Annotated in this window: 23 protein-coding genes; all 23 read right to left on the bottom strand. The window is 51.9% G+C overall.

Annotated features, from left to right (window positions below; translation table 11 throughout):
- Positions 1-42 precede the first annotated feature (42 nt).
- Complete coding sequence (locus EDM54_RS20550; RefSeq protein ID WP_003390588.1) at positions 43-1182, bottom strand: acyl-CoA dehydrogenase; 1140 nt, start codon at positions 1180-1182, stop codon at positions 43-45.
- Between the two features lie 164 nt (positions 1183-1346).
- On the bottom strand, positions 1347-1511 hold the full coding sequence (locus EDM54_RS26580) for a hypothetical protein (protein WP_155808002.1): 165 nt from the start codon (positions 1509-1511) through the stop codon (positions 1347-1349).
- 85 nt (positions 1512-1596) lie between these two features.
- The gene (locus EDM54_RS20545) at positions 1597-2529 is read right to left on the bottom strand and encodes a hypothetical protein (RefSeq protein WP_003390592.1); all 933 of its coding nucleotides are present in this window, start codon (positions 2527-2529) and stop codon (positions 1597-1599) included.
- 93 nt (positions 2530-2622) lie between these two features.
- Positions 2623-3747, bottom strand: coding sequence for an RNA polymerase sigma factor RpoD (gene rpoD, locus EDM54_RS20540; protein WP_003390594.1), 1125 nt, complete (start codon positions 3745-3747; stop codon positions 2623-2625).
- A gap of 34 nt (positions 3748-3781) precedes the next feature.
- On the bottom strand, positions 3782-5638 hold the full coding sequence (gene dnaG, locus EDM54_RS20535) for a DNA primase (protein WP_122958718.1): 1857 nt from the start codon (positions 5636-5638) through the stop codon (positions 3782-3784).
- A gap of 195 nt (positions 5639-5833) precedes the next feature.
- On the bottom strand, positions 5834-6667 hold the full coding sequence (locus EDM54_RS20530; RefSeq protein ID WP_003390598.1) for a pyruvate, water dikinase regulatory protein: 834 nt from the start codon (positions 6665-6667) through the stop codon (positions 5834-5836).
- 16 nt (positions 6668-6683) lie between these two features.
- The gene (gene ccpN, locus EDM54_RS20525) at positions 6684-7331 is read right to left on the bottom strand and encodes a transcriptional regulator CcpN (RefSeq protein WP_003390601.1); all 648 of its coding nucleotides are present in this window, start codon (positions 7329-7331) and stop codon (positions 6684-6686) included.
- Between the two features lie 123 nt (positions 7332-7454).
- Complete coding sequence (gene glyS / locus EDM54_RS20520) at positions 7455-9527, bottom strand: glycine--tRNA ligase subunit beta (protein ID WP_122958717.1); 2073 nt, start codon at positions 9525-9527, stop codon at positions 7455-7457.
- Entirely contained in the window at positions 9520-10431 is a 912-nt protein-coding gene (gene glyQ, locus EDM54_RS20515) for a glycine--tRNA ligase subunit alpha (protein WP_122958716.1), read from the bottom strand. Before glyQ ends, glyS begins: the two co-directional genes overlap by 8 nt.
- Before the next feature lie 345 nt (positions 10432-10776).
- Entirely contained in the window at positions 10777-11541 is a 765-nt protein-coding gene (gene recO / locus EDM54_RS20510; protein WP_003390610.1) for a DNA repair protein RecO, read from the bottom strand.
- Positions 11532-11687, bottom strand: a complete 156-nt coding sequence (locus tag EDM54_RS20505; RefSeq protein WP_003390612.1) for a YqzL family protein — start codon at positions 11685-11687, stop codon at positions 11532-11534. The genes recO and EDM54_RS20505 overlap by 10 nt, the downstream gene beginning before the upstream one ends.
- Before the next feature lie 125 nt (positions 11688-11812).
- Positions 11813-12730 carry a GTPase Era gene (gene era / locus EDM54_RS20500; protein ID WP_003390614.1) on the bottom strand — a complete coding sequence of 306 codons (918 nt, stop codon included), beginning with the start codon at positions 12728-12730 and terminating at the stop codon, positions 11813-11815.
- Complete coding sequence (locus EDM54_RS20495; RefSeq protein ID WP_161785208.1) at positions 12723-13184, bottom strand: cytidine deaminase; 462 nt, start codon at positions 13182-13184, stop codon at positions 12723-12725. The genes era and EDM54_RS20495 overlap by 8 nt, the downstream gene beginning before the upstream one ends.
- A 17-nt stretch (positions 13185-13201) precedes the next feature.
- Complete coding sequence (locus tag EDM54_RS20490) at positions 13202-13885, bottom strand: DUF502 domain-containing protein (protein ID WP_194247095.1); 684 nt, start codon at positions 13883-13885, stop codon at positions 13202-13204.
- A 7-nt stretch (positions 13886-13892) separates the two neighbouring features.
- The gene (locus tag EDM54_RS20485) at positions 13893-14276 is read right to left on the bottom strand and encodes a diacylglycerol kinase family protein (protein WP_003390622.1); all 384 of its coding nucleotides are present in this window, start codon (positions 14274-14276) and stop codon (positions 13893-13895) included.
- Between the two features lie 10 nt (positions 14277-14286).
- Positions 14287-14766 (bottom strand): rRNA maturation RNase YbeY, encoded by a 480-nt coding sequence (gene ybeY, locus EDM54_RS20480; protein ID WP_003390624.1) that lies wholly within the window; start codon positions 14764-14766, stop codon positions 14287-14289.
- 15 nt (positions 14767-14781) lie between these two features.
- Positions 14782-15756 (bottom strand): PhoH family protein, encoded by a 975-nt coding sequence (locus EDM54_RS20475; RefSeq protein WP_003390627.1) that lies wholly within the window; start codon positions 15754-15756, stop codon positions 14782-14784.
- A 34-nt stretch (positions 15757-15790) separates the two neighbouring features.
- Positions 15791-16999, bottom strand: a complete 1209-nt coding sequence (yqfD, locus tag EDM54_RS20470) for a sporulation protein YqfD (RefSeq protein WP_003390628.1) — start codon at positions 16997-16999, stop codon at positions 15791-15793.
- A gap of 98 nt (positions 17000-17097) precedes the next feature.
- A complete protein-coding gene (gene yqfC / locus EDM54_RS20465) occupies positions 17098-17382 on the bottom strand; it encodes a sporulation protein YqfC (protein ID WP_003390630.1) in 285 nt (94 codons plus the stop codon).
- 229 nt (positions 17383-17611) lie between these two features.
- The gene (locus EDM54_RS20460; protein WP_003390632.1) at positions 17612-17809 is read right to left on the bottom strand and encodes a sigma-70 RNA polymerase sigma factor region 4 domain-containing protein; all 198 of its coding nucleotides are present in this window, start codon (positions 17807-17809) and stop codon (positions 17612-17614) included.
- Between the two features lie 206 nt (positions 17810-18015).
- Positions 18016-18507: a hypothetical protein gene (locus tag EDM54_RS20455; RefSeq protein ID WP_122958715.1), complete on the bottom strand. Its 492-nt coding sequence runs from the start codon at positions 18505-18507 to the stop codon at positions 18016-18018.
- An 11-nt stretch (positions 18508-18518) separates the two neighbouring features.
- Positions 18519-19526 carry a flotillin-like protein FloA gene (gene floA / locus EDM54_RS20450; protein WP_003390637.1) on the bottom strand — a complete coding sequence of 336 codons (1008 nt, stop codon included), beginning with the start codon at positions 19524-19526 and terminating at the stop codon, positions 18519-18521.
- Positions 19527-19533: 7 nt separating this feature from the next.
- Positions 19534-20877 carry an NfeD family protein gene (locus EDM54_RS20445; protein WP_122958714.1) on the bottom strand — a complete coding sequence of 448 codons (1344 nt, stop codon included), beginning with the start codon at positions 20875-20877 and terminating at the stop codon, positions 19534-19536.
- Between the last annotated feature and the right edge of the window lie 208 nt (positions 20878-21085).

The following is a 21085-nucleotide window of genomic DNA, read 5'->3' as shown; positions in this document are numbered from 1 at the left end:
AAAGCCCCGTCTTTTGTCAAGACGAGGCAAAATTTTTGCGTGTTAACAGCCGATTTCACGTGCAATGACATTGCGGAGAATTTCAGACGTTCCTTCCCCGATCTCAAGCAAACGGGCGTCGCGGAAAAAGCGCTCGACCTGATACTCCTTCATATAGCCGTATCCGCCGTGAATCTGGATGGACTGATGGGTCGCGGACATGGCGACTTCCGAAGCATACAGCTTGGCCATGGCCGCCTCTTTGGTGAACTTGCGCTGGTTATCCTTCAGCCAGGCTGCTTTGTAAACCATGTTCCGAGCCAGCTCAATCTGCATGGCCATGTCTGCCAGCTTGTGCTGAATCGCCTGAAAACGGGAAATCGATTGGCCAAATGCAGTGCGCTGATTTGCGTATTGAAGCGCTTTTTCATAGGCTGCCTGCGCAATTCCGACCGCCATCGCACCTATACCGATGCGTCCGCCATCCAATGTAATCAGGAATTGCTTGAAGCCTTCCCCTTCACGTCCGAGCACATGGTCTTTCGGTATCCGCACATTTTCCAAAATGAGCTCGGTCGTGTTGGAGCTGTTCAAGCCCAGCTTCTCGTAATTGTTCAATACGGTGAAGCCCGGTGCGTCAGTGGGAACGATAAACGCCGTGATCCCCCGTGTTCCCTTTGCTTTATCCGTTACAGCAGTCAATGCGAGAAACTTGGCATAGGAAGCATTCGTAATAAAGCATTTGGCGCCGTTTATGATCCACTCGTTTCCATCCAGAACGGCCGTGGTTTTCGTCCCGCCAGCATCCGATCCCGCATTCGGCTCCGTCAAACCAAATGCGCCCAGGCTTTCACCGCTGCATATTTTTGTCAGGTACTCCTGCTTTTGCTGCTCGCTCCCGAACATGGCGAGCGGCGCACCACCCAAGGAAATATGAGCGGAGTAGGTGATACCGGTCGAAGCGCAAACCCGGCTCAGCTCTTCCACGACAATCGCAAAACTGATGCTGTCAGCCCCTGCACCGCCGTATTCTTCGGGGAAAGGAAGGCCCATCAGGCTCAAGTCCGCCATTTTCTCGAAAATATCAGTTGGGAAAGCCTTCGTCCGATCGCGTTCATCTGCCCCCGGCGCAACCACTTCCTCGGCAAATGACCGAACCATGTCTCTCAGCATCAGCTGTTCGGTATTCAAATCAAAATTCATCATTGATCCGCCCCCTTGAAAGCGTTTTTTCATTTGCTTGGACATAGATGGATAATTCCGACTGAGCGTTTGTTCAGTTTGCAATTCCATTATACACCATATTCCTTTGCTCTGTGTACGCCTTTTCAAAAAAATACGACAACTTCTTAAATAAGAAAGCACGCCTATTCATTGCGTGCTCCCATCAATATCGCTCCAAAGAATGAAGCTCCTCCCAGTATGTAACCTATGTTGTATGTCTTCATGCTTACGACCATCGCGAATGCTTCAAATCCGAAGAAAACCGCCGCCAGAAGAATCCCTGTCAGCACCCACATTTTTTTATTCAAAACTCTCACCCCGATGATTTACTCCACTCCACGTCTATTGTAGCAAGAATGCGCAGAAAAGGGAAAAGGCCCCTGCAGGAGCCCTCTATAAACGAAGCCATTGATACCAGTACCCGCGGGTAAAAAAGAAGAAAGCGGAGCTGAGAAATACCTTGATAAACAACAGCAATTGGATCAGATCCTGCCGGGCTGTCGGAATATAAAGAGATTGCACCTCTGCTCCAAAGAAAGCAATCATGCCGCAAATCGCAAAAACGCCTGCCCATTTTGGGTAGTTCTGGTGTACGAGGAAGCCTAATCCGACCATCAGACCGGCGATCGGTACCCAATACAGCTCTGATCTCCACCATGTATACCCGTCCCCTACCCGGTCCACCGTCGCTACTCCATATACGAGAGCCAGGGCCAAAACCCCGCAGTACAGAAGATAGGGAAACCCGAACAAAAATGCGCTGATGCACAGCAGTATGGAAATAATTGACAAATAGATCAGCATGACCGATAGCGGGCCGCCCAACTCGTGAATCATATAAAAACCGCCTAAAAGCAGTACTACAAAGGATAGTCCCAATAGCAAATGCGTGACAAGTGGCGATGATTTCCTAAAAGCGAATGCCAGTATATAGCAAATTAACGAGAAACAGGCAAAGATGGCAATTTGCATTAGGGGGGTAAAACGGTTAAAATGAAAAGCAAGTAAGATGATCCCAGCGATCAAAAAAGCGCCAATCAGCCAGGACAGAATCATTTTACCTGATATGGGAGCAGCACTTCCTGATACATACGGGGCCGTTGCTTTCGTCCCTCTTGCTACAGCTCCCTGTGACGTCGCTGCAACTTGCCCATAGCCAGAGGCAATACTTCCGCCGCTGCCCTTTCTTGCCATCTCTGACGATTGCGGCCTGTCTCCTTCCGTATACAAATTTAACAAGAAAATGCAGTAATGTTCGGGCAGCAAATGATTGCGCCGCCAGTTTTCGATTTCGGAAATGATGACACGCTTGCGCTGGTCGTCCAACGCGAGACCCTCCTTTGTCTTGACGGGTTGGCCTGAGATCGGAAAAAGAAAAGCCTACGCAGGCTAACGTAGGCCACATATTTCCTATATCGGTTATTCCAGAAAATCTTTTAAGCGTTTGCTGCGACTCGGATGACGAAGTTTGCGAAGTGCCTTTGCCTCAATTTGTCTGATGCGCTCACGCGTAACGCCGAACACTTTCCCTACTTCTTCCAGTGTCCGCGTACGCCCGTCATCAAGACCAAAGCGCAGGCGCAGTACGTTTTCTTCCCGATCCGTCAGCGTATCCAATACATCCTCAAGCTGCTCTTTCAACAGCTCATAGGCAGCTGCATCGGAAGGCTCCAGCGCGTCCTGATCTTCGATAAAATCACCCAAATGGGAATCGTCTTCCTCACCAATCGGTGTTTCCAACGATACCGGCTCCTGAGCAATTTTCATGATTTCACGTACCTTTTCAGGCGTCAAATCCATTTTTTCCGCGATTTCTTCCGGCATTGGCTCACGTCCCAGCTCCTGCAGCAACTGGCGGGAAACGCGAATCAGTTTGTTGATCGTTTCTACCATGTGCACCGGAATGCGAATGGTTCTTGCCTGATCGGCAATAGCGCGGGTAATCGCTTGACGAATCCACCAGGTCGCATACGTACTGAACTTGAAGCCTTTTCGATAATCAAACTTTTCCACGGCTTTGATCAAGCCCATGTTGCCTTCCTGGATCAAGTCGAGGAACAGCATGCCTCTTCCAACATAACGCTTGGCAATGGATACCACCAGACGCAGGTTGGCCTCAGCCAGACGACGTTTTGCTTCTTCATCACCCTGTTCAATGCGATTTGCCAGCTTAATCTCCTCTTCAGCGGAGAGTAGAGGAACACGGCCAATTTCCTTCAAATACATTCGCACAGGGTCGTTGATCTTGATACCGGGCGGCACGGAGAGATCGTCGAATTCGAACTCCTCGTTTTCCTCATCCTTCATGATCATATCGTCCACTTCTTCGTCGTCCTCGCTGTCATTGTTGACCTCGATTCCTTGATCGCCCAGATATTCAAAGAACTCATCCATCTGGTCGGAATCCTGCTCAAATCCCGAAATGCGATCAATGATTTCTTTATACGACAGCGCACCGCGTTTCTTGCCTAATTCGACCAGTTGTTCCTTCACTTGTTCAATGGACGCTGCTTCCATGTCTGAAGTGATGTTTTGTTTGTTCATCTACTATCCCTCCTTCCCCGGGAATGATCTGATGCTACCCTTCTTTTAAAGCATTTTCCAATTCAAGAATCTTCATCCCTACGACGGCAGCTTGAATTTCCAGTTCTCTACGCGCTTCCTCGCTGTCCGCTGCAGATGCCTTCATGTGAAGAGTTCGTAGTTCTTCACGCAGCTGCTCCAGCTCGGTGCGCTTCGGGTAGTGATTTACTTGCTTGATGTAGTCCCCGATCTCTTGATCAGATACGTCGTCTCTGCACTCCATCATGGCCAATCCCGAGGCTAATTGCTTTAACGGTTCGTCTTGCAGGTAATGTATAAACTGTCCAGGATCTTCCTGATGTCCTTCTGCGAAATATGCGTATAAATAGGCTGCCAATGCATCGTGTTCATCTACTTGGAACGAACCGGTACACTCAGCCTGAACCCGATCCGCGATATGCCGATTGCGCATCATATAGCCCAGCAGCATGCGTTCGGCTGTATGGTAAGCGGGGGGCAGTGTTTTTGCGAGCGTAACTTTGCCATTATTTATACTATTATTCCATGCTGGCGTTACTTTATCCCTTTGTCTGTCACTTTTTTGCTGTTTGTAAAGCCTTCGTGACTCCCACTTGATCGCTTCAAGGGTCAGGGAGTGTTCTTCCGCCAATTGCCGCAAATACAAGTCCCGTTCAACCGGACTGTCCAGCTCGTTTACGAGTTCAATCGCCTTTTCGATGAATTGCTTCTGATCGGTCTCATCCTGTATTACGTGCTTGTCACGCAAATGTTTCAGACGAAAAGCCGTGACAGGCATCGCCTGAAGTAATACCTGCTGAGAAAATGCTTCTGCTCCGTGCTGTCGAATGTAATCGTCAGGATCTGTACCGGGCGGCAAGGGAGCGATGCGGACAACGACCCCCGCTTCCTGCAGAATGTTGATCGCTTTCGCAGTCGCCTCTTGACCGGCAGCGTCTCCATCAAAGAGAAGCACAACCGACTCAGCATTGCGCCGGATCATTCTCGCCTGCTGCTCGGTCAAAGCCGTTCCCAAAGTAGCAATCCCTTGGGGAAAGCCTGCTTGCCATACTGAAATCACATCCACATATCCTTCGAAGAGCAACGCTTGTTTTCGCTTCCGGATATATGGGCGAGCGCGATGAAGGTTGAATAGTGTTGTACTCTTGCTGAAGAGTGGACTTTCCGGACTGTTTAGGTACTTGGCAGGCGCTGATGGGTCCAATGCTCTCCCACCAAAAGCGATTACTTTTCCCTGTGAATCGTGGATCGGAAAAATAACGCGCCCGCGAAACCGATCGAAAATCTTGCCGGCTTCACTTTTTGCAAGCACCCCTGCTTCAACCATCAGGTCCAACGAGAAACGTCGATTTTGCAAAAATGAAGTGACGAAGTTCCAAGAGTCCGGGGCAAAACCGATCCCGTATTCATCGATCGTCTGCCGTGATATTCCCCGCTTTTGCAAATACTTCATCGCCTCATGGCCATACGGCGTTTCCGTAAGGACGTAATGGTAGAGCTTAGCTACGAGCTGATGGGCCTCGAGCATAATCTGCTTGGCCTTTTTTTCCGGAGCCGCTTCTTCCTCCTCTTGCGCCTGGGGCACCGCGATCCCGGCACGTTCAGCAAGCCTGTGGACGGCTTCGGGAAATGTCAATTGCTCCAGCTTCATTAAAAAGGAAAAGACATCTCCGCCTGCCCCACAACCAAAGCAATGAAAAAATTGTCGCTCCGCATTGACATTAAAGGAGGGTGTCTTTTCCGAGTGGAACGGACACAAGCCTAGAAAAGCGCGACCGCTTTTTCGCAGCTGTACATACTCTCCTACTACATCTACGATGTCAACAGCGGCACGGACTTGGTTCACAAAATCAGCTGAATTGGGACCAGCCATGTCTTTCCACCTTTTTTATAAATTACGCAATGAGGTTATTTAGTTCGTCAAAATTCGTCATTTTCCTTCTTGAAAACGCTACTCTTTTCTTCTTTTCTACTTTTCCACATTTTCGCAGGCGGTAAACGCCTTCCGAGCGCTCCTTTGAAAAGGAGGCAATTCTCTTTTATTCTACAAAAAACGTCAAAACCCTTCTTAAGACCTATGTTCTTTTCGAAGATTATTCTTGCGGATGATTTCCAAAATGATATTGGCTGTTTCCTCTACCGCTTTGTTGGAGACATCGATGACAGGGCAGCCGACACGTTGAATGATTTTCTGCGAATACGCCAGTTCTTCGTTGATTCTGTCCAGATTGGCGTAATTGGCTTGTGCGGTAAGACCGAGAGCCTTCAGCCTCTCCGTGCGGATGCCGTTCAACTGCTCGGGATTGATGGTAAGTCCGATGCAGCGTTCGGGCGGGAGCTGAAACAGCTCTTCCGGCGGTTCCACTTCTGGAACCAACGGCACATTTGCCACCTTCAAGCGCTTGTTCGCCAAATACATCGAGAGCGGTGTCTTGGACGTACGGGACACCCCGATCAGCACGACATCCGCACGCAGCAGCCCGCGGGGATCGCGGCCGTCATCGTATTTGACCGCGAACTCGATAGCGTCCACCTTGCGGAAATACTCTTCGTCCAGCCGCCTGACCAAACCCGGTTTTCCGGTAGGCGGTTCATGCAGCATCTCCTGCAGCGTTGTCAGCAGCGGTCCCATTACATCAATCGTACGGATGCCGTGCTTTTGCGCCTGCTCGACGATATACGTTTTCAGCTCTGGCACGACGAGGGTAAACACGACCATCGCATTCATCTCTTTTGCAGAGGCGATAATTTCATCGATTGATTCTTTGTCCTCTATGTATGGATACTTGTGTACATCGATGGAAAAGCGGTCAAACTGGCTGGCTACTGCGCGCACGACCAGTTCCGCCGTTTCGCCGATAGAGTCTGAAACCACATAAATAAGCTGTCCTCTTTGATCCATTGTATCGCTTCTCCTCCTACACTTTCGGCTCGCTGCCCAATTCGACAAATGCCTTGGCAATCGTCGTTTTCGTCACTCTTCCCAATAGCTCCCAATGCTTGCTGTCCTCTCCCTGTCCGGGACGAACTACTGGCAGCGAGTCGATTTGGAAGTCGATCAGTTTCTTCGCCGCCGCGTAAAGCGTCTCTTCAGGCCCGCAGGTGACAATATTGGGCATCCTGGTCATGATGATCCCGACGGGCACATCCTCAAGGGTCTTGTTTCCGAGCGAGGCTCGAAGCAGGTCCTTGCGCGAGAGTACACCGGCCAGGAAGCCTTTTTGGTTGACCACAAAAAGAGTGCCTACGTCCTCCAGAAAAAGGGTCACGATTGCATCGTAGGCAGAAGCCGATTCAGATACGACGATGGGCATCGCCTTGTAGTCTTTGACGAGAAGCTTGTGAAGCCGTTCACTAATGATCGAGCCAGCCGGTCTGCCCGCATAAAAATAACCGACGCGAGGTCTGGCTTCTAAATAACCTGACATCGTTAGGATGGATAAGTCTGGGCGAAGAGTAGCCCGGGTCAGATTCAGCCGCTCCGCGATCTGCTCACCGGTAATCGGCCCCTCATCCTTCACGATCTGTATGATGTGCTCTTGTCGTTTGGTAAGCTCGATGACCAATCACCCCGGTTCTGTCTGGTTACTACCCCTAGTATTACTCTATTCGACGAGATATTCCTTCTTTCCAAGGGAAAAAAGGTCGCCCCCGCGAGTGCTGGCGGAGGCGAATCTGTATGGTTATAATCAGGCAAACACAAGCTTGGAGAAATCAGCGTACCCGTAAATCAGGCGGGACAGGCGCAGCAACAGGCCCAAACGGTTTTGGCGAACCGCCTGATCTTCCGCCATGACCATCACCTTGTCAAAAAATGCCTGAATCGGTTCACGGAGAGTAGACAGTGTCTCCAGTACGCGCTTTTGATCATCCAGCCCGCTTACTTCCTGAGCTACGGACACGTACGTTTGATGCAGAGCCCGTTCTACGTCTTCTGCAAATAGGCTCTCGGAAACCGCGTCCGCTTCTGCCTTTTGGGCCAGATTGTTTACGCGGTTAAACTGCTCCACGGTAAACTTGAACGCTTCGGACTGCACGGCGTTCATCAGTGCTTTTGCTTTTTGCAAAAGTACAGGCAGCACATTCAAATCTGCGGACAGAACAGCATCGATCACGTCGTAACGGACGCCTTCTTCCTGCAGTACATTTTTCAGGCGCAGTGCGAAGAAGTCCTTGAGGTCCTGTTTCACTTCATCACTCGTGCGTTTGGACACGCCTTGTTCGTTGTACGAAGAAAGCGCAGCATCCCACAGCTCATCGAGTGAGAGGGTCCAGTTCCGATCAAGCAGAATGGCCACGATACCGGCAGCCATCCGGCGCAATCCGTACGGGTCTTGGGAACCGGTCGGGACAATGCCGATCGAGAAGCAGCCGACGATCGTATCCAGCTTGTCGGCAATACTCGCAATCGCTCCGGGTGCGGACACGGGCAGCTGGTCTCCGGAGAAACGCGGGAGATAGTGCTCAAACACACCGTGCGCTACCGTTTCGCTTTCGCCAGCCTTGCGGGCGTAATCCTCACCCATCACGCCTTGCAGTTCAGGGAATTCGCCGACCATATTGGTGACGAGGTCAAACTTGGCAATCTCGGCGATACGGTCCACCTGGCGAGCTTCCTCTGCGGTGATGCCCAGCTTTTCAGCGATCAGGGCTGCTGTCTTGCGGACGCGGCGCACTTTGTCGCCGATGGTCCCCAGCTCTTCATGGAAAACAATCGTCTCCAAACGCTTCAGACAACTGTCAATCGAGAGCTTCTGGTCTTCCTCGTAAAAGAAGCGCGCATCGGACAGACGGGCCCGGAGAACTTTTTCATTTCCTTTGGCCACATTCTCCAGCGCATGGCTGTCGCCGTTGCGAACCGTAACAAAGTGATTCAGCAGCTGGCCGCTGGCATCCTCCACCGGGAAATAGCGCTGATGCTCCCGCATGGATGTAACCAATACCTCGCGCGGTATAGAGAGAAAATCCCGTTCAAAGGTACCGAACAGAGCTGTCGGATATTCGACGAGATGCACAACCTCGTCAAGCAGTCCTTCGTCCATCGGAATCCGCCAGCCGTTTTCTTTTTCCAAACGGCGGATTTGTTCGACGATCAGAGAGCGGCGCTCTTCTGCACTGACAATGACATGCTCCTCCGCCAATCGGCTCGCATATTCGGCAGGCGCTTGCAGGCTCACTGCCTGGCTGCCCAGGAAACGATGGCCACGGGTCACATTGCCTGTCTTTACGCCGGCAATTTCCATCTCAACCAGCTCTGCACCAAAAAGGGCAACGAGCCAGCGGATCGGCCGAACGAACTTCAGGTCATGGGCACCCCAGCGCATGTTCTTTGGAAAGTTCATGGACGTAATGACATCCGCAAGCGCTGGCAGCAGGCTGACCGTTTCTTTTCCTGCTTCCAATCTCCGTGCATGGACGTACTCTGCACCGTTTACTTCCTTGAAGTACAGCTGCTCTGTATCGACACCGTTGCTGCGTGCGAAGCCCTGTGCCGCTTTGGTCCAGTTGCCCGCTTCATCTACAGCGATCTTTTTTGCCGGCCCTTTTGCTTCCTCGTCTTTATCCAGCTGCTTTTCTGCAAGGCCGTGGATCAACAAAGCGAGGCGGCGAGGCGTTTCATAAGAATCGATCTTGTCGTATGGGATGCGCTGGCCCTCCAGCCAATTCTCGACTTTTTCGCGCAATTGCGCCGCTGCTCCGGCAATAAAGCGGGCAGGCATCTCTTCCGTACCAATCTCCAAAAGAAAATCTCGTTTACTCATTTGTGCTCACTCCTTCCTTGCTGTCAGCCGCGTGTTTCAGCATAGGGAAACCGAGGCGCTCGCGCGCAGCCAGGTAGGTCTGGGCTACTTCACGGGACAAATTGCGCACCCTGGCAATGTAACCGGTTCTCTCCGTCACGCTGATGGCGCCTCTGGCATCGAGCAGGTTAAAGGTGTGGGAGCATTTCAGCACGTAGTCATACGCAGGGAATACAAGATGTTCTTTCATCAACCGTTTGGCTTCGGCTTCGTACGTATTGTACAGGTTGAACAGCATGTCCACGTCAGACAGCTCGAACGTGTATTTGGAATGCTCATACTCCGGCTGCAGGAACACGTCACCGTAGGTAACGCCGTTCACCCATTCCAGGTCAAAGACGTTCTCCTTCTCCTGGATGTAGGAGGCAAGGCGTTCCAGGCCGTACGTAAGCTCGACTGCGACTGGCTTGCACTCCAGTCCGCCTACTTGCTGGAAGTACGTGAACTGGGTAATCTCCATACCGTCCAGCCACACTTCCCAGCCCAGTCCCCACGCACCGAGACCCGGGTGCTCCCAGTTGTCCTCGACAAAGCGGATGTCGTGCTCGAGCGGGTTGATTCCCAACTGGCGAAGGCTCTCCAGATACAGCTCCTGAATGTTGTCCGGAGACGGCTTCATAATCACTTGAAATTGATGATGCTGGTACAAGCGGTTCGGGTTTTCCCCGTAGCGGCCGTCAGCCGGGCGACGGGATGGCTCTACGTACGCCACATTCCACGGCTCCGGGCCGATCGAGCGCAGGAATGTCATCGGATTCAGTGTGCCCGCCCCTTTTTCCACATCATACGGTTGAACGACCAGGCAGTTTTGCTTTGCCCAATAATTCTGCAGTGTCAAAATGATGTCTTGAAACGTCATGCTCATGGACTTGTACCTCCCTGTTTTTTTCGGGCCAGCCTGTAGGGACAAAATAAAAAACCTCCCGCCGCCTACACTGTTGCCCAACAGTGTAGGGACGAGAGGATTTCCCGCGGTTCCACCCTACTTGACGACACGCCGACGCATCGTCCTCTTTCCGAAAAAAGCGTTGCTCCAGAATGCCCTTCGTCAGCTTGGTTACCGGGCTTTCACCCTCCCCGGTTCGCTTTGTCAGACCACCCGCACATCCCTTTTGCAGGTCCATCCGAAAAAACCAGCGGCCGACTACTCCTTTCTTTCACCGCAACGTATTTGAATTGGTTTTTATGATAGCGAAAAGTGTTCGGAATGTCAATCGCTCCCGGCGAGCGGCATTCGTTCCATCTGATCCAGGAAGGCTCTGCTCTTGAGCCGCAAATCTAGGTGCTCATCCATGAAGCTTCTGAGCACATGCTTGAGCTGGCTTCTGGTCGTCGGCTTTACCTCGATGTCCCCCAGACGCTCCAGATCAAAAACCTGGAACAGCCTGAGCAGCTTCCAGACCGACGGAGTCACAGCAATCGCATAGGCATCGCCGGCTGCACAAGCAGGGCACAGCAAGCCTCCCTGCGAGACGCTGATGACATAAGGCTCACGCTGCTCGCCGCAGTTGGCGCAAGCTGTCAAGCGTGGAGTGATTCCGGCTACCTGAAGCATTTTGGTTTCGAATATGCGGCAAAGAATCTCCGGGTCCCGTCCTTCGTCGAGGTGGCGAAAGAGCTGGTGCAACAACTGAAACAAAAAAGGATTTCCTTCTCCGTCTTCTGTCAGCCGGTCCAACAGTTCTGCTATGTAAGCGGCATAAGCCGTAGACATCAAATCCTGCCGCAGATCCCGAAACGAGTCAACGATCTCTCCCTGCGAGAGATCGGCCATACCGCTTCCGGGTCCCGTTTTACAGAGATAGTATCCGTGGGTAAAGAGCTGGGAGACGGCGCTCAACCGGCTCTTGGCCTTCTTGGCGCCTCGAGCCATGATCGCTACCTTGCCGCGCTCCCGGGTAAACAGGGTCACCACTTTGCTGGACTCGCCATAGTCCACGCTTCGGATGACGATACCTTCCCATTTTACAAGCATGCGTGTGTGTCACCCAATTCATCCTGGGCGAGATCAAACGGGGCCTCCTCACTGGCTCCTGACGTTTGAAGGTGCTCTCTGTAGAGGAGATAAGCATGGATATCACCGGTTGAAGCGAAATAACTCCAAGAAAACTCGTTGAGCATGGAGCAACATCCTTTCTGTTTTCGGCTAAATCCACTTCCTTACTTAGATTCACCTGTGCCCGTTATTCTATGCCTTGGAAAAATTACCTTCGATCGCCAAGCCGCTTGCCGCAAGCAAAAACGTCTTATTCCTCGTTGTAGAAGCCAAAGTTTCGCAGCATTCTTTCCTGGTTGCGCCAATCCTTTTTGACCTTGATCCACAATTCCAAAAACACCTTGTCACCCAGCAGCCGCTCGATATCCACCCGTGCGCGTTTGCCGATTTCCTTGAGCATCTTGCCTTTTTCGCCGATCAAAATGCCCTTCTGCGAATCGCGCTCTACATAGATTGCTGCATAGATATACAGCGTTTTGCCGTTTTCTCCCCGCTTCACTTCTTCGATCGTGACGGCAATCGAATGGGGAATCTCTTCGCGCGTCAGATGGAGCACTTTTTCGCGAATCAATTCAGCCATGACGAATCGCTCAGGATGGTCCGTCACCTGGTCGGCCGGGTAAAACATCGGTCCCTCTTCCATTTCATCAAAGATGGCCTGTACGAGAGATCCCGTATTATTCCCCTCCATTGCGGAGATCGGAATGATCGCTTTGAACTCGTACAACTGCCGGTACTCGTCAATAATCGGCAGCAGGGCTTCCGGATGGACCTTGTCAATTTTGTTGATGACTAAAAAAACCGGTGTCTTCACCTGTTTGAGGCGATCGATAATGTACTCGTCGCCCGCCCCGCGTTTTTCTGTCGCGTCAATCACAAAGAGCACCAGGTCGACTTCATTCAAGGTGTTTTCCGCCACCGAGACCATGTAGTCGCCCAGCTTTGATTTCGGCTTGTGAATGCCCGGGGTATCCAGGAAGATGACTTGGCCTTCTTCTGTCGTATATACGGCCGTAATTTTATTGCGCGTCGTTTGCGGCTTGTTTGACATGATGGCAATTTTTTGGCCAACAATGTGATTGAGCAAGGTTGACTTGCCGACGTTTGGTCTGCCCACGATCGAGACAAACCCCGATTTGAACGATGATTTGGTCTTGCGGTTATCCACGTAAATCCTCCTTGGTGAACGCCCCTGGCAGCAGGGCTGATACGGTTGTCTCCAAGACATCTCCATTCAGATTGGACAGAATGACAGGCATGTCAGGCGGGCATAATTCGGCCATGACCTGGCGGCAGGCACCGCACGGCGAGACGGGATCCGGCGTATCGGCTACGACGGCAATCGCCTTGTATTGTTTGTCTCCCTCGGAAAAAGCCTTGAACAAAGCTGTTCTCTCCGCACAGTTGCAGAGGGGAAACGCCGCGTTTTCAATGTTGCAGCCGAGATATACCTTGCCGCTTTCCGCCAGGAGCGCTGCGCCCACAGGAAACTTGGAATAAGGTACATAGGCCCGTTGTCTAGCTTCTTTTGCCTGCGCCAAAAGCGCTTGTTTATCCATATTCATCACTCTCTGTTCTGTGAAAAACGCTGAGGCGTTTTTCTTATTTTCGACTTCAAACACATACTTCTTGCACCGTTTTACGACTCCTCTGGTTGAATCAATGCGGTGGGCTCGCTAAGCCGCTCTTTTGGCGGAACAACACCGCCCGAGATGACAAATTTTAACCCATCTTCGATCGACATGTCCAGAAATGTTACCTCACTTCGCGGAACCAGGGCAAGCCAGCCATTGGTCGGATTGGGCGATTTGGGCAAAAACACGTTTACGTATTCCTTGCCCGTAAACTCCAAGGCCCCGCCCTGCGACTCTCCTGTTAAAAATCCGACCGTGTACACTCCCTTACGCGGATATTCCACCAGCACCACCTGCTTGAAGCTGGAGCGTTCATGCACCAGCGCTTGGGACACCTGCTGAACCGTAGAATACACGCCTCGTGCGACCGGAATGAACCCGAACAGCCGCTCCACCATGGAAAAGACATGCCTTCCGACCGGTGTACGGGCAATCCCCCCGATCAATAGCAGGATCAATAGCAGCAGCAAAACCCCGATGACCGGGATGTGGCCATGAAAAGGGACGCCAAGAAACCAGACGAGCTCCCCCTGCCTGGAGGCCAGTCCGGTTGTCAGCATCAGTTCTGTCAGCCATCCCCCGACAGCGCGATCCACCATGAAAAAAACCAACTGCAACAAGTAGACGGTTACAAACAACGGAAGCAATACCATGAAGCCAGCGAATACTCGTTGCCACACTGCAGTCATGCTCCTTTCACGCTGGTAGCCATGCGGACAATTTTTGTAGGATAGGAGGACCAAAGACGTACAATCCGACGATGACAGACAATACGGCCGCAACCAGTACAGATCCGGCAGCCGCATCCTTGGCTGCTTTTGCCTTTTCGTGTCTCTCGGGTGAAGCGAGATCCACTGTTGCCTCGATTGCCGTGTTCATCAGCTCTAATGAAAAGACGAGCGCGATAGAAAAAAAGACCAGCAAAACATCGTTGCGGGAAATCTCCAACCACCACGCCATCACCAGCGCCACGATGGCTGCTGCGACGTGAATGCGCATGTTTCGCTGAGTCTTCACGGTATGGGCAATTCCTGCAAAGGCGTACGAAAAGCTGCGAATAAAGCTGCTCCATGCACGCAAGGTATATCGCCTACCTCGTCAAGCCAATTTTCTGCAGTACTTCCTCTTGACGGGAAAACATTTCTTTTTCTTCCTGCTCGGTTTGATGGTCATACCCGAGGAGATGGAGAAAGCCATGGACGGCCAAAAAGCCCAGCTCCCGCTCCAGTGAATGACCGTAATCCCGGGCTTGCTCCTCAGCCTTTGGCAACGAAATGATGATGTCGCCAAGCATGTTGGGAAATTGGTCAAGCTCTTCTTCGTCGATAAAAATGTCCATTTCGCCTTCTCCCGCCTCGTTCATGGCGAAAGACAGAACATCTGTTGGACGATCGACATTCCTGTACTCGCGGTTCAGCTCGTGTATGCGTTCATTGTTAACCAATGTGACGACCACTTCTCCGCTGACTTCTTCCCGCTCTGCTGCTTCCTGCAGACAGCGGACGATAAGGGCTTCGAGCTGCTCGCCAATCGGTTCGATTTCTTCGTGAAGGACTTCTACAGATAACACGAATGCTTGTCTCCTTTACCTGGTGCTGTGTTCTACTTCGTCTTTGGCGTACGCCTCGATAATTTTTTGAACCAGGCTGTGACGTACGACATCCGCCTCCTGGAAGCGGATAAAGGCGACGTCCGGGATAGGGCCGAGAATCCGCTCAGCCTCTCGCAATCCGGACTTTTTGCCCTTCGGCAGGTCGATCTGTGTCACGTCACCCGTAATCACCATCTTGGAGCCGAATCCAAGACGGGTCAAAAACATTTTCATCTGCTCCGGAGTGGTGTTCTGGGCCTCATCGAGAATGACAAAGCTGTCCTCCAGCGTGCGGCCGCGCATATACGCAAGAGGCGCCACCTCGATCAGTCCCCGCTCCATCATTTTTGCCACCTGCTCTACACCCAGCATGTCGTACAGTGCATCGTACAGCGGACGCAGATAAGGATCTACCTTTTCCTGCAGGTCGCCAGGCAAAAAACCGAGACTTTCCCCTGCTTCTACCGCAGGCCGTGTCAGGACGATCCGTTTGACTCGTCCATTTTTAAGAGCGCTGACTGCCATCACAACCGCCAGATACGTTTTTCCGGTACCCGCCGGTCCGATGCCAAACACGATATCATGCCGTTTCATTTCGGATAAATAATGGCGCTGTCCCAGTGTCTTGGCGCGAATCAGTTTTCCTTTCTGCGTCCGAGCCACTTCCTCCTCGTAGACATGGAGCAGCTGTTCAACCTCTCCATTTTCGAGAAATTGCAGCGCGTACGATACGTCACGCTCAGAAAGGGGGATGCCTCTGCGGATCAGCTGAAGCAAAACGGAAAACAAGCGAGACAGCTTATCCACCTCTGCCTTGTCACCAGCGATGAGGACCTCACCACTTCGGGAAATGATTTTTGCAGTTGTTTTTTCTTCAATGATTTTTAGATACGCATCGTGGGGTCCAAACAACAGTAGTGCTTCAGATGCATCAGCAAACGGGATTTTTACCTCTTCTTGTACGTGCAACAGACTTCCATCTCCTTGCAGCAGTAATCATATGTTAGGGAGCTGGATCAGGCGAGGGCGGCGAGGCCACAATCGGCTGTTCCTCAGCAATATCTTCGATGACAGAAAAATGAATGCTCAAGTAAACTTTACCATTCTCTCTCTTGACGTGCAAAACTTTTTCGTCTCGAATGGCCGCATCCGCTCCCGCTTTTTGCAAGATATCCTCGCGTGCGATCTGTTGGGCCAAAGCGATTGCCTCCTCTTGGCTGAGCTCCTGCGCGACCGGCTCTACCTCCGCATGCGTAACGGTCTTCCAGCCGATGGGAATCGAGAACCCGGCTATCGAAGGCGAATATCTTTCTTCGGAGGACTCCGCTTTTGCAAATGGCTCGATTTGCCACGGCCAAATCTGCAGCGCGTATGGCCCGACCAGCAAGTACTGGTGTTCTTGCTTTTCCCCCGTGTAGCGGTATTGGGAACGGGTTAGCGGAACGGAGACGTTGCTGATATACCAGACTTCTCCTTTTACAGTCCCTTTGGCTGCCACTGCCTTTTGCCGTTGATCATTCCCGATGATCCCTGAAATGAGGATTTGTCCTTTATTGACAACCTGATTGACCGTCACCGCTTTCTTGCCTGCCTCTGGCAAAATGGTGGAAATGACCGCCCGCTTCTTTGCCACCAGATGGCGTGGCCCGATCGGATCAGGCAACTCCTGTTCCTCCTTCTCGACCACCTGGATGATCGCCTTCGTTCCCTGGATGTTCACCCATATCCAGGAGGCTTGCGGAATCAGCTTCATCATCTCCCGCCGTATTTCCTGCGGTTCTTTTAGTTTGGCCTTCCATACCCCTTCTTTAATCCCTACTTGTTCTGCTGCCTTGGCCACCATTTCCGGATGGAGCTTTTTGGTCCCCACTACCTCTATTTGCCAAACGAATGAGGAGAGCATGTACAATCCGAAGAAAAACAAAGCGACACCCGTGATAAAACCCGCTTTTTTCCGCAAACGAAACAGCCAAAACGGAAATCCCTCCCGCTTTTGCACATGCACCCGGCAGCCCGTCTCCTTTAAAAGCGGCCGCAAGCGAAAGTAATCCTGAAGCAGGATATCACAACTGCTGACCTCTGTACCGACCCTGCGAATGTTCCATACCTGTATTCCCTGTCGCACTGCCATGTTGAGGAACCTTTCAAAACGTTTGCCACGGACCGTAATCGTGATATGTCCGTTCATCCATTCCTGCAGTCCATTGCGCATGCTAGTCCCCACTTTCCTCGCGTATTCACCCTCATCCCCGCCGGGAATGGCAGACCACTGGCTCATCGGTGGCCCCCCATCCTTCCTGCGAGTCCGACTTACGTTTTCTCGAGAAATTTCACCCCGCCGATCCTGCCTTCCAATAGCACTTCTTCGGGTAAAATGGCGCGGATGACCAGTTGCTCTCCCGTCACAATCAGTTGACCGTTGGTTAACAGTAAACGGAGCTCCTTCTCACTGAAGTGGAGAACTCCGCGGTGGTTTTCAATATACATCTGCAAATGACCAATCATGGTGATGCGCGGGACTTCGAGAACCACATCCTGCGGCAAATCCAGCACTCCTACTGCCAGATTACGCAACCGGCGGCTCCATCGCCTCATGAGTAAGCCCCCCCTTTCGCTGACGCATCTATGGAGTATGGAGAAAGAAAATCGTCAAAGACAAGACAGCATCGTGCCCGCAATTCTTCTCTTATAACCGTATGCGGCATAGCCGGAGGAACATGCAGAAAACTTCATGTCACAAACGAAACGATAGGCGAGAGGACCAAAAGGCAGCCAAAATAAAAAAAGCCCGTCACTCCATGCGAGGAGGAGCAGGCTAGTTCTATCATCCTTGATGAACGGGTTGTTTGGAACCCTTCGAGGATCGCGAGGCCGCTTTCCACTTTTTCAGTACACGCTTTACTTTTTCAGCCGTACAACCGCAGGCGATTGCTGTCTCGTAGATGGATTTTTTTTCATAAATCACCAGCCGAATCACTTTCTGTCGAAATCGGCTCATCCCTTCCAATGCCTGTGGATTCATCCTTTTCTACCCCTTATCTTTTCTAAATATTGTAATTCTTTTCCTTCTTTAAGAATAGGAGATGGATGCAATCGACACAAGTAGTGTTATTCGATATCTTTCGACAGCGAAATCTACCAAAGGGAAGCCTTCTATGGAAAAAAGAAGAGCTGCCCTGCATGCAGTCTCTTCTGCTTTACAGGACAGCCCCTGCGGCCAAAACAGGTTTACAAGCTTCTTCTCGCTGGAAGATGGGGAGTGCGCGCTCGAGGTGGGCCATAAATCATCGCCCACTTCATCCCTTCCCGAGGATCGAACGTATCGTGCTGCTCTTCCTCACGCGAAACTGCAGGAGCGCTTGCAGACTCTTTTCTCTCCAGCGGACGTTCTGCCTCAACAGCGGTTTCCAGCGTCACCAAATGCTCCGACTCTTGCCACCCCTCAGTCTGTACGCTGCTTTCCATAGCAGGTGCCGCTTCAGGTCGAGGCTCAAGCGATGTGACGGTCCGCCTTTCTTCCTGCTCTTGCTCCCACGGCCATCCGCCGCCATCCGCTGGTGTAAGCACCGGGCGGGGAGCGGGTTTTTGATTCGGCTTTTTATTTCCTTTCAGACCTAACAGCTTATAGCCCAAGTAGCCCAGTATGACAAACCAGAACTTGCCGATCAGCGGAATTGCCCAACCCAGCAGATCAAATAAGAACTCCAGGAGATCGTCCATGATCCCGGCCTCTACTTCTTGTCATCCGGCGGGGTAATCGGTTTCTGTTTTTCACCCGCATGACCGAATGATTGACGCATCTGGGTATCCGCTGAAATATTTTGCAGGTTGTAGTAATCCATTACGCCCATTTTGCCGCTTTTCAAAGCCTCGGACAAAGCGAGTGGCACTTGCGCCTCCGCTTCCACTACTTTTGCTTTCATCTCTTCTACGCGGGCTTTCATTTCCTGTTCGGTTGCGACAGCCATCGCGCGGCGCTCTTCGGCTTTTGCCTGGGCAATGCGTTTGTCCGCCTCTGCCTGATCGGTCTGAAGCTGTGCCCCGATGTTTTTCCCTACATCTACATCTGCAATGTCGATGGACAGGATTTCAAAAGCGGTACCAGCGTCCAACCCTTTGTTCAATACCGTTTGGGAAATTCTGTCCGGATTCTCCAGCACGTCTTTATGCGCCTCGGAAGAACCGATTGTCGTCACAATTCCTTCTCCTACACGGGCAATGATCGTCTCTTCGCCTGCACCCCCGACGAGTCGGTCGATATTGGCACGCACGGTTACCTTTGCTTTCGCTTTTACTTCAATACCGTTCTTGGCCATCGCGGCTACGATTGGCGTTTCGATTACCTTCGGATTGACGCTCATTTGGACCGCTTGAAGCACGTCGCGGCCAGCCAGGTCAATCGCGGCCGCACGCTCGAAGCCAAGCGGAATATCCGCACGCTGCGCGGCAACCAGGGCATCAACAACGCGGTCTACGTTACCGCCGGCGAGATAGTGACTCTCCAGTTGATTGGTGTCCAGCTCAAGCCCTGCTTTTCTTGCCTTGATCAACGGATTGACGATCCGCGACGGGATAACCCGGCGCAGGCGCATAGCCACCAGTGTAATGATCCCGATCCGAACGCCGGACGCCAATGCAGATATCCAGAGCATGACCGGGACGAACGAGAAGAAGATGGACAGGACAACAATTGCCACTGCCACCATAAAAATAAGAGGAATTAATCCGCTTTCCAACATGTACAATCTACTCCTTTTGATCGATTTCCTGAACGACTACCCGAGTTCCCTCAACTTGGCTCACGACTATTTGCGAACCAGCGGCGATAAATCCGCCTGCGCTGACTGCGTCAATCCGCTTGCCATCAATCTTCACGACACCGGCCGGACGAAGCGGCGTCAGTGCCACACCGTTTTTGTTCAACAAATCGCGCTGGTCTTTCGGGGCGACGTATCCCGCTTCGTTTCGCTGAACCTCACCTAGGATAAACTTGCTGAAAAGGCCTTTTATCCCATACTTCTTGATGAGAATGAGCATGACGATAACCGTGACCAGAACGGCAATACCCAAAGACGCAAGCCCTTGCTGCGTGTCGTAAGCCGCCATGATCAAACCGGTGACGATACTGATAAAACCAATGGCTCCCACAATTCCGCCCGGCAAAAAGATTTCCATGATCATCAGCAAAATACCGAGGACGAACAGGGCGATGTGCAGCCAGGTGGCAAAACCTGCCACGTAATGCCCGAAGAAGTACAGGCCAAAGGCACACAGCGATATCGTCCCCGCCACACCAAAGCCTGGCGCAAACAATTCAACGACGATTCCGACCAGGCCGACAATCAGCAGCAGACTCATGACGACCGGACTTGTAACGACACGGGCGACACGCTCTCCCACTGTAGGCTCGATGGTCTGCAGGCTGTCCGCCTGAACACCCAGGTACGAAAGCAATTCTGCTTTGCCCGACACCACCTGATCGGCATATCCGAGCTCTTTGGCCCGTTCTGCCCCGAGCGAGAGGACGGTCCCCTTGCCTTTCAGCCCGGGATACTCTTTGTCGATCTCTACCATTGCACGGGCTACCTCTTCGTTTCGCCCGTTCAGCGCTGCTGCTTGGGCCATTTTTTCAGACCAGCCGGAAATGAGCTTCACGTCCGCCGCATTTCCTGCCAGATCGATTGGAGTGGCTGCCCCGATGCTGCTGCCGGGCGTCATCACAATCTCGTTTGCATTCAGGGCTATATAGGTTCCCGCAGAGAAAGCCTGATTGTCGATATAGGCGACTACGTGAACCGGGGATTGCCTGATCAGCTGCCCGATCGAATCGGCAGCTCCGATCTCGCCGCCCGGCGTGTTGATGTGCAGGACAATCAGGTCGGCCTGCTGGCTTTCCGCTTCGGCGAACGCTCTTTTTAGGAAACTTCCCAAGCCTTGCTCGATCTCATGCTCCACAGGGATCCAGTAAGCCTTGTGATAAGTTTTGGCATCGGCCAAATGTCCGGTGGTAAAACCCAAAATCGCTACAGCAATGCAAATGACTGACAGTAATAGCCGCAGAGGGTTCACCGTACGCCTCATTGAACGCATCCCATATACCTCCTTTCTTCGATTGCCTCAGATGTCAGCTACTAAGGGTATACGGAATACATCCCTAATCGTTTCATTTTTCCTTTGTTCATTGTCAGGATCGGCATTTTCACGCAAAATATCCCGCTTCTGGAAGCTTTTCGCTGATCGAGTAGGAGGGGGCGACTAACCCCCGTCCTCTCACACCACCGTACGTACCGTTCGGTAT

Origin of the sequence: Brevibacillus borstelensis (assembly GCF_003710865.1) — a bacterium.
Lineage (GTDB): Bacteria > Bacillota > Bacilli > Brevibacillales > Brevibacillaceae > Brevibacillus > Brevibacillus borstelensis.
Note: the sequence above shows the minus strand (reverse complement) of the source record. Positions and strands in the feature narration are given on the sequence as shown.

Coding starts and splice junctions, on each gene's coding strand:
- yqfC (WP_003390630.1), bottom strand. CDS start 17,382: ATGAGGCGATGGAGCCGCCGGTTGCGTAATCTGGCAGTAGGAGTGCTG.
- EDM54_RS20460 (WP_003390632.1), bottom strand. CDS start 17,809: ATGAATCCACAGGCATTGGAAGGGATGAGCCGATTTCGACAGAAAGTG.
- rpoD (WP_003390594.1), bottom strand. CDS start 3,747: ATGAACAAACAAAACATCACTTCAGACATGGAAGCAGCGTCCATTGAA.
- EDM54_RS20490 (WP_194247095.1), bottom strand. CDS start 13,885: ATGACTGCAGTGTGGCAACGAGTATTCGCTGGCTTCATGGTATTGCTT.
- EDM54_RS20505 (WP_003390612.1), bottom strand. CDS start 11,687: ATGCTCAACGAGTTTTCTTGGAGTTATTTCGCTTCAACCGGTGATATC.
- glyS (WP_122958717.1), bottom strand. CDS start 9,527: ATGAGTAAACGAGATTTTCTTTTGGAGATTGGTACGGAAGAGATGCCT.
- dnaG (WP_122958718.1), bottom strand. CDS start 5,638: ATGGCTGGTCCCAATTCAGCTGATTTTGTGAACCAAGTCCGTGCCGCT.
- yqfD (WP_003390628.1), bottom strand. CDS start 16,999: ATGCGCAATGGACTGCAGGAATGGATGAACGGACATATCACGATTACG.
- glyQ (WP_122958716.1), bottom strand. CDS start 10,431: ATGAGCATGACGTTTCAAGACATCATTTTGACACTGCAGAATTATTGG.
- EDM54_RS20550 (WP_003390588.1), bottom strand. CDS start 1,182: ATGAATTTTGATTTGAATACCGAACAGCTGATGCTGAGAGACATGGTT.
- EDM54_RS20455 (WP_122958715.1), bottom strand. CDS start 18,507: ATGGACGATCTCCTGGAGTTCTTATTTGATCTGCTGGGTTGGGCAATT.
- EDM54_RS20445 (WP_122958714.1), bottom strand. CDS start 20,877: ATGCGTTCAATGAGGCGTACGGTGAACCCTCTGCGGCTATTACTGTCA.
- recO (WP_003390610.1), bottom strand. CDS start 11,541: ATGCTTGTAAAATGGGAAGGTATCGTCATCCGAAGCGTGGACTATGGC.
- floA (WP_003390637.1), bottom strand. CDS start 19,526: ATGTTGGAAAGCGGATTAATTCCTCTTATTTTTATGGTGGCAGTGGCA.
- EDM54_RS20530 (WP_003390598.1), bottom strand. CDS start 6,667: ATGGATCAAAGAGGACAGCTTATTTATGTGGTTTCAGACTCTATCGGC.